Origin of the sequence: Kineococcus vitellinus, from assembly GCF_009906315.1 — a bacterium.
GTDB lineage: Bacteria > Actinomycetota > Actinomycetes > Actinomycetales > Kineococcaceae > Kineococcus > Kineococcus vitellinus.
This window is the reverse complement of record NZ_JAAALL010000237.1, coordinates 1-6,910: the sequence shown is the minus strand read 5'-3', so window position 1 is coordinate 6,910 and position 6,910 is coordinate 1. Positions and strand designations below refer to the sequence as shown.

6 protein-coding genes are annotated in these 6,910 nt (G+C 75.8%); 3 read left to right on the top strand and 3 right to left on the bottom strand.

Going from position 1 to position 6,910, the window contains the following annotated elements; all coding sequences use genetic code 11:
• The coding region (locus tag GTQ99_RS27100) for an EAL domain-containing protein (RefSeq protein WP_166617018.1) at nucleotides 1–2,142 on the bottom strand (2,142 nt) is incomplete at its 3' end.
• Between the two features lie 149 nt (nucleotides 2,143–2,291).
• On the opposite strand from GTQ99_RS27100, the gene GTQ99_RS17535 reads away from it, so the two are divergent.
• The 3 genes from GTQ99_RS17535 (at nucleotide 2,292) to GTQ99_RS17525 (ending at nucleotide 5,328) form a co-directional block, all read left to right on the top strand.
• On the top strand, nucleotides 2,292–2,750 hold the full coding sequence (locus GTQ99_RS17535; RefSeq protein WP_166617017.1) for a MarR family transcriptional regulator: 459 nt from the start codon (nucleotides 2,292–2,294) through the stop codon (nucleotides 2,748–2,750).
• On the top strand, nucleotides 2,747–4,045 hold the full coding sequence (locus tag GTQ99_RS17530) for an MFS transporter (RefSeq protein WP_166617016.1): 1,299 nt from the start codon (nucleotides 2,747–2,749) through the stop codon (nucleotides 4,043–4,045). Before GTQ99_RS17535 ends, GTQ99_RS17530 begins: the two co-directional genes overlap by 4 nt.
• Nucleotides 4,046–4,107: 62 nt before the next feature.
• On the top strand, nucleotides 4,108–5,328 hold the full coding sequence (locus GTQ99_RS17525) for a methyltransferase (protein ID WP_166617015.1): 1,221 nt from the start codon (nucleotides 4,108–4,110) through the stop codon (nucleotides 5,326–5,328).
• Here GTQ99_RS17525 and GTQ99_RS17520 read toward each other — a convergent pair.
• Together GTQ99_RS17520 and serC are read right to left on the bottom strand one after the other, a co-directional pair.
• Complete coding sequence (locus tag GTQ99_RS17520) at nucleotides 5,313–5,612, bottom strand: DUF1540 domain-containing protein (protein WP_166617014.1); 300 nt, start codon at nucleotides 5,610–5,612, stop codon at nucleotides 5,313–5,315. The genes GTQ99_RS17525 and GTQ99_RS17520 overlap by 16 nt on opposite strands.
• Before the next feature lie 110 nt (nucleotides 5,613–5,722).
• Nucleotides 5,723–6,877, bottom strand: a complete 1,155-nt coding sequence (gene serC / locus GTQ99_RS17515) for a phosphoserine transaminase (protein ID WP_166617013.1) — start codon at nucleotides 6,875–6,877, stop codon at nucleotides 5,723–5,725.
• Nucleotides 6,878–6,910 lie beyond the last annotated feature (33 nt).

Sequence of the window (6,910 nt, the reverse complement as noted above, 5' to 3'; positions counted from 1 at the left end):
GGGCCGGCCGAACAGCCAGCCCTGCGCGCGGTCGCAGCCCATCTCGCGCAGCAGCGCGGCCTGCTGCTCGGTCTCCACGCCCTCGGCGGTGACGACCATGCCGTGGGCGTGGGCGAGCGCGATGAGCGCCTCGACGACGGCCGCCGCGCGCTCGGAGGTCCCCAGGGGACGCACGAAGCTCATGTCGATCTTCAGGAAGCTCAGCGGGAAGCGGTCCAGGTACGACAGCGAGGAGTACCCGGTGCCGAAGTCGTCCAGCCCGACGCGGGCGCCGATGCTGCGCAGCTCGCCGAGGCTGGCGCGGGTGGAGCTGGAGAGGTCGATGAGGGTGCGCTCGGTGACCTCGGCCAGCAGCGAGGAGCCGGCGGCGCCGGTGGACTCGACGCTGTGGGCCAGGCGGTGGGCGAAGGCCGGGTGCTCCAGCGTCTTGCCGGAGACGTTGAAGGAGACCTGCAGGCCCTGCCCGGCGCGCCGCCACTCGCGCAGCTGGCGCAGCACCTCCCCCAGGACCCAGGTGTCGACGTCGACGATGAGGCCGGTGTCCTCGGCGGTGTCGACGAAGGACTTGGGCTCCAGCAGCCCCTCGACGGGGTCCTCCAGTCGCACGAGCGCCTCGGCGGCCACGAGCTCGCCGCGGCGCAGGTCGACGATGGGCTGCCAGACCACCCGCAGCCCGTCGGTGCGCAGCGCGCGGCGCACCCGGTGCTCGGCGTCGCGGCGGGCCTGCGCCTCGTCGCGCATCGCGGAGTCGTAGACGGCCACGCGGTCGCGGCCGCCGTCCTTGGCGCGGTAGAGCGCCATGTCGGCGCTGCGGAACAGCTCGTCGCCGGTGCCGCTGTGCCCGACGGCGATCCCCGCGCTGGAGGTGCACACGAAGGGCTCGGGCAGGCCGGGCAGCAGCATGGGCGAGCGCAGCCGGCGGATGATGTCGCGGGCCACGAGGGCGGCGGCCTCGGGGCGGCCGACCCCGGGCACCATGACGACGAACTCGTCCCCGCCCAGGCGGGCCAGGGTGGCCCCGGGCGGGGCGGCGTCCTCCAGGCGCACGGCGACCTGGCGCAGCAGCGCGTCGCCGATCTGGTGGCCGAGGGTGTCGTTGACGAGCTTGAAGCGGTCGAGGTCGAGCAGCACGAGCGCGACGGCGTCGGTGGGCGTCGCCCGCTCGAGGGCCTCGGCGAGGCGGGTGTCGAGCACGGAGCGGTTGGCCAGGCCCGTGAGGGAGTCGCACTGGGCCAGCCGCACGAGCTCGCCGGTGGACTTCTCCCCGGCCGAGACGTCGAGGACCAGGCCCTGCACGAGGCTGGTGCTCGTGGTGGCCAGCGGCACGCTCATGCCCAGGAAGGTGCGCTCGCGGTCGTCGGCGGTGCGCACCCGGAACGGGTAGGGCGCGGAGGTCCCGGCGTGGGCGGCGGGGTCCTCGACACCGGTGAAGGGACCGCGGTCGTCGGGGTGGATGCGCGCTCGCCAGGCGTCCAGGTCCGGGTCGGGCACCTCGGCGCCCAGGCCGAGCATCTCGCGCAGCCGGTCGTCCAGGGTGACCACGCCGGTGGCGGGGTCCCACGACCAGGAGCCGAGGCCGGCCAGCCGCAGCGCACCGGAGAGCAGCAGCTGCGCGCCGGACAGCTCGGCGCCGGCGCGGCGGGCGTCGTCGGTGGCGACGAGGGCGCGCCAGGCCGCGCCGCCGGCGGCGGCGAGGACCTCCAGGGCCGGCGTGCTGGTGTCGGCGACGCCCCAGACGGCCAGCCGGGGCGCGCGCGGGTGGCCGGGCACGAGCTCGACGACGGCCGAGGGCGACATGCGGGTGAGGTCGGTGCCGGTGAAGCGGCGGCCGGCGACGAGCAGCAGGTCGCCGCGGGCGGCCAGGACCTCCAGCTCGCGGTGGCGGGAGCGGGCGACGGTCTCCAGCAGCAGCACGCGCTGGTGCCCGCAGCGGTGCACCTCCGTGACGAGCTCCTCGGCCAGCGCGCCCAGGTCGCGGCACTCCCCGAAGCGGCGCTGGGCGCGCAGCAGGGCCGCGCCGACGTTGACCTCCGTGGTCAGCGCGAGGCCGCCGTCGACGCGGCGGTCGAGGCGGCCGTCGGCGGGGCTGTCGACGAGACCGGTCGTCGAGGCCGCTGGAAGTCCACCCACGCGTTCGCCCACCCTTCCGCGAGACGACCGGACGGCTCGTCCAGCCCGCTACACAACGTGACTGACTCTAACGCGCCGTGCAGCCGTGGGGGAACCCGGGCGAGGATCCGCCCATGTCGTTGCCAGTGGTAATTAGCGCGACTAACGACTAGCCTGGTCCGGTGCCGCTCCCCACCCCCGGTCCCGCCTCCGCGGGCGCCCCGGCGCTGGACCGGCTCGCCGTCGACCTGCGCGTCTCGCTGCTGCGCACCGCCCGCCGCCTGCGCGCCACGAAGTCCGTCGACGAGCTGTCCGACGCCCAGTTCTCCGTCCTCGCCCTGCTGCACCGCGAGGGCCCGCGCACCCCCCGCGAGCTCGCCGGGGCCGAGCACGTGCGCCCCCCGTCCATGACGCGCACCCTCGCCGGCCTCGTCGACGCCGGGCTCGTGCAGCGCACCGAGCACCCGCACGACGGGCGCCAGGTGCTGTGCTCGGCCACCGCCGCCGGCGACCGCGTCGTGGAGGACACCCGCGCCCGCCGCGCCGCCTGGCTCGCCCGGCGGCTGGCCGCCCTCGACGACGGCGAGCGCGCCACCCTCGCCGCGGCCGCCCGCATCCTGGACCGGGTGGTCGGCGAGTGAGCGCGACGTTCCGCTCCCTGCGCCACCGCGACTACCGGCTGTGGGCGACCGGCGCCCTCGTCAGCAACACCGGCACCTGGATGCAGCGCGTCGCCCAGGACTGGCTGGTCATCCAGGTCCTCACGAACGGCTCCGGCACCGCCGGCGGCATCACCACCGGGCTGCAGTTCGGCCCGATCCTGCTGCTCGCGCCGCTGGCCGGCACCATCGCCGACCGCTTCCCGCAGCGGCGCACGCTCATGGCCACCCAGGCCGGGCTGCTCGTGGTCGGGCTGGCGATGGCCGCCCTCGTCCTCAGCGGCCACGTGCGGCTGTGGCACGTCTACGTCCTGGCCACGCTGCTCGGCTGCGTCTCCGCGATCGACGGCCCCGTCCGCCAGACCTTCGTCAGCCAGCTCGTGCCGCCCGAGGACCTGCCCAACGCCATCGGCCTCAACTCCGCCTCGTTCAACTCCGCGCGGCTGATCGGCCCCGGCCTGGCCGGCCTGCTCATCGCCTGGTTCGGCACCGGCCCGGTGTTCCTCGTCAACGCCCTGACGTTCCTGGCGCCGCTGGCCACGCTGCACCTGATGCGCCCGGCGCACCCGGCGCCCCGCGAGCGCCCGGCGAAGGGCACCGGCGGCATGCGCGAGGGGCTGCGCTACGTGCGCGCCCGCCCCGACCTGGTGGCGATCTTCGTGCTGGTCGGCGTGGTGGGCACCTTCGGGCTGAACTTCCAGCTGACCTCCGCGCTGATCACCAGCGTGAGGTTCGGGCGCGAGGCCGCCGCCTTCGGCGTCGCCGGCACCGTCCTGGCCGTCGGCTCGCTGCTGGGCGCGCTGGTGGCCGCGCGCCGCGAGCGCCCGCGTTGGCGCCTGGTCATCGGCGCGGCGCTGGCGTTCGCGGTCACCGCCTCGGCCGCGGCGCTCATGCCGAGCTACTGGCTCTACCTGGCGGTGCTGCCGCTGCTGGGGCTGTCGTCGCTGACGCTGCTGACGGCGGCCAACGCGACGGTGCAGATGAGCACCGAGCCGCGCGTGCGCGGGCGGGTGATGGCGCTGTACATGTCGCTCATGCAGGGCGGCACCGTGGTCGGCGGCCCCTTCGTGGGCTGGGTCGGCACCCGCTTCGGCCCCGAGTGGTCGGTGCTGGTGGGTTCGATCCCCTCCGGCCTGACCGCGGTCGTCGTGGCGGTGCTCGTGCTGCGCCGGGCGAGGGTGCGGGTGGCGTACTCCTTCCGCACCACCCCGCACCTGAGGGTGGTGCCGGTGCGCTCGCCCGACGGCGGCGACGAGCGCGACGTCGCCGCCGCCTGAGCGGCCCACCGGGGCGGGCGCCGGTGGCTGCCGGGACGCCGCGGCGGCGCGAGAATGGAGGCGTGCCCACCGACCTGACCACCGCGCTCACCGACGTCCGCACCCTGCTGCTGGACACCGGGCACCTGGTGCGGGCCGTCGCCGCGGGCCGTCGCCGGGGCCCGCAGGCTCCCGAGCACGAGCGCGTGGAGGTCCGCCCGGTGCGCCTGAAGTCGGGCGCGCACCTGCAGTTCACCGCCCGCACCGGGCCGGTCGTGCGCATCCGCAACGTCCCCGCCGCCGAGGCGGCCGGTGCCGTCGACGAGCTGCTGGCCGCCCCCTACGGGAACCTGCACGTGGAGACGGCCGGCGAGGTGCTGCAGCTGCGGGTGACCAAGAAGGGCGAGGCCCAGGTGCACCGCAGCGCCCGGGGCGGGCAGCCGGACGCCGGCGCGGCGGGCCCGCAGGTGCACGACAGGGCCAGGCAGCGCCTGGTGGACCCCGACGACCCGCTGTTCCGGGTGCTGGGCGCCGGCGGCGACAAGCGGCGGCAGGTGGAGGCGTTCGTGCGCCAGCTGGCGACGCTGGCCCCCGCGGTGCTGCAGCAGGACGGTCCGGCGCTGCGGGCGGTCGACCTCGGCTGCGGCAACGCCTACCTGACGTTCGCCGCCCACCGCTGGCTGCAGCAGCAGGCGGTGGAGGCGGGCAAGGAGCTGGCCACCGTGGGCGTGGACGTGCGCGAGGACGTCGTGGCCACCTCGCGGGCGGCCGCGCAGGAGGCGGGCCTGCCGGGGCTGGGGTTCGCGGTCGGCACCATCGCCGGCGCCGAGCCGTTCGAGGGGCGCGCCCCGCACGTCGTCATGGCGCTGCACGCGTGCGACACCGCCACCGACGAGGCGCTGGCGCGGGCCGTGCGCTGGGGCTCGGACGTGGTGCTGGCCGCGCCGTGCTGCCACCGCGACGTCCAGCGCCAGCTGGTGGCCGGCGGCGAGCGCAACCCGCTGGTGCGCCACGCGATCCTGCGCGAGCGCTTCGCCGACGTCCTCACCGACGCCCTGCGCGCGCTCGTGCTGCAGCTGCTGGGCTACCGGGTCGAGGTCGTGGAGTTCATCGACTCCCGGCACACCCCGCGCAACGCGATGCTGCGCGGGGTGCGGACCGCGTCGGCCCCCTCCTCCGCGCGCCTGGCCGAACTGCTCGGCGAGTACGACGACCTCACGAGCACCTGGGGCGTCCGGCCCGCCCTGGCGCGGATGCTCGCGCCGGAACTGGACTCGGTGCGCTCGGCTCAGGCCGCCGAGTAGGTCAGGCAGCGGGTCTCGCCGCCGGCCTCGGTGCCGACGTCGATCGTCTCGGCGGTGCAGGTCAGGTCGGAGTTGTGGCGGCAGTCGGCCAGCTGGCAGGCGCCGACGTGCCCGGAGGGGGACGTGCGGTGCTTGGTGGGCAGGCCCAGGAAGGTGCCGCAGTGGTTCGCGCCGTGGTCGCCGACGGTGATCGTCGGTGCGTGGCACGAGACGTCCTCGTTGAAGGTGCACCCGCTGACGGAGCACTGGTGGATGGGGGTGAGGTCCAGGTTCACGGTCGCCATGTCCTCGACGGTAACCGGGGAATGCCGATCCCGCTACGAAGGAACGCCTTTCCTGAACCGCCGCGGAAAAGCCAGGTGAGGCATTCCTTCCCCTGTTTTCGGGAAGAAGGTCAGGCTTTCCTGAGCGTCGCCACGACGTGGTCGACGCACCGGGTGAGGGCCCGCACGTCCTCGGGGTCGACGGCCGGGAAGAGCCCGATCCGCAACTGGTTGCGCCCCAGGCTGCGGTACGGGAAGACGTCGACGATCCCGTTGCGCCGCAGCACCTCCCGCACGGCGGCGGCGTCGATCGAGGGGTCGAGGTCGACGGTGGCGACGACCGGGCTGCGGGCGGCCTCCTCGGCGACGAACGGGCTGGCCCACTCCCGCGCGTCCGCCCACCCGTAGACGACCTGCGCCGAGGTGGCGCAGCGCTGCGCCGCCCACGCCAACCCCCCCTGCCCCAGCAGCCACTCCACCTGCTCGGCCAGCAGCACCAGCGTCGCCACCGCGGGGGTGTTGTACGTCTGGTCCTTGCGGGAGTTCTCCACCGCGATCCGCAGGTCCAGCGACGCCGGCGTCCAGCGGCCGCCGGCGCCGACCTCCCGGGCGCGGTCCAGCGCGGCCGGCGACAGCAGCGCCAGCCACAGCCCGCCGTCGGCGGCGAAGGCCTTCTGCGGCGCGAAGTAGTAGACGTCGGTCTGCGCGACGTCGACCGGCAGCCCGCCGGCACCGCTGGTGGCGTCGACCACGACGAGCGGGCCGCCGTCCGCCGGCAGCGGGCCGCGCGGCCGCTGCACGGGAGCGGCGACACCGGTGGAGGTCTCGTTGTGCGGCCACGCCACGACGTCGACGCCGTCGGCGACCTCCCCCAGCCGCGGCAGCGTGCCCGGCTCGCCGCGCACCACGACCGGCTCGGCCAGGAACGGCGCCGCCGCCGCGGCCGCGGCGAACTTCGCCGAGAACTCCCCCAGCACCAGGTGCTGGGAGCGCTCGCGCACCAGGCAGCACACCGCCACGTCCCAGAAGGTCGTGCTGCCGCCGTTGCCGAGCGCGACCTCGTAGCCGTCGGGGAGCGCGAACAGCTGCGCGAGGCCCTCGCGGACCCGGCGCACCAGCGCCTTCACCGGCTCCTGGCGGTGCGAGGTGCCCAGCACGTCGCGCCCGGCGCGCACGAGCGCGTCCACCTGCGCGGGGCGCACCTTGGAGGGGCCGGACCCGAAGCGCCCGTCGGCGGGCAGCAGGTCGGCGGGGATGCGCAGGTCGCGGGCCAGGTCGTCGCTCACGCCCCGATCCTCCCGCACCGCTCCCGGCGGGTG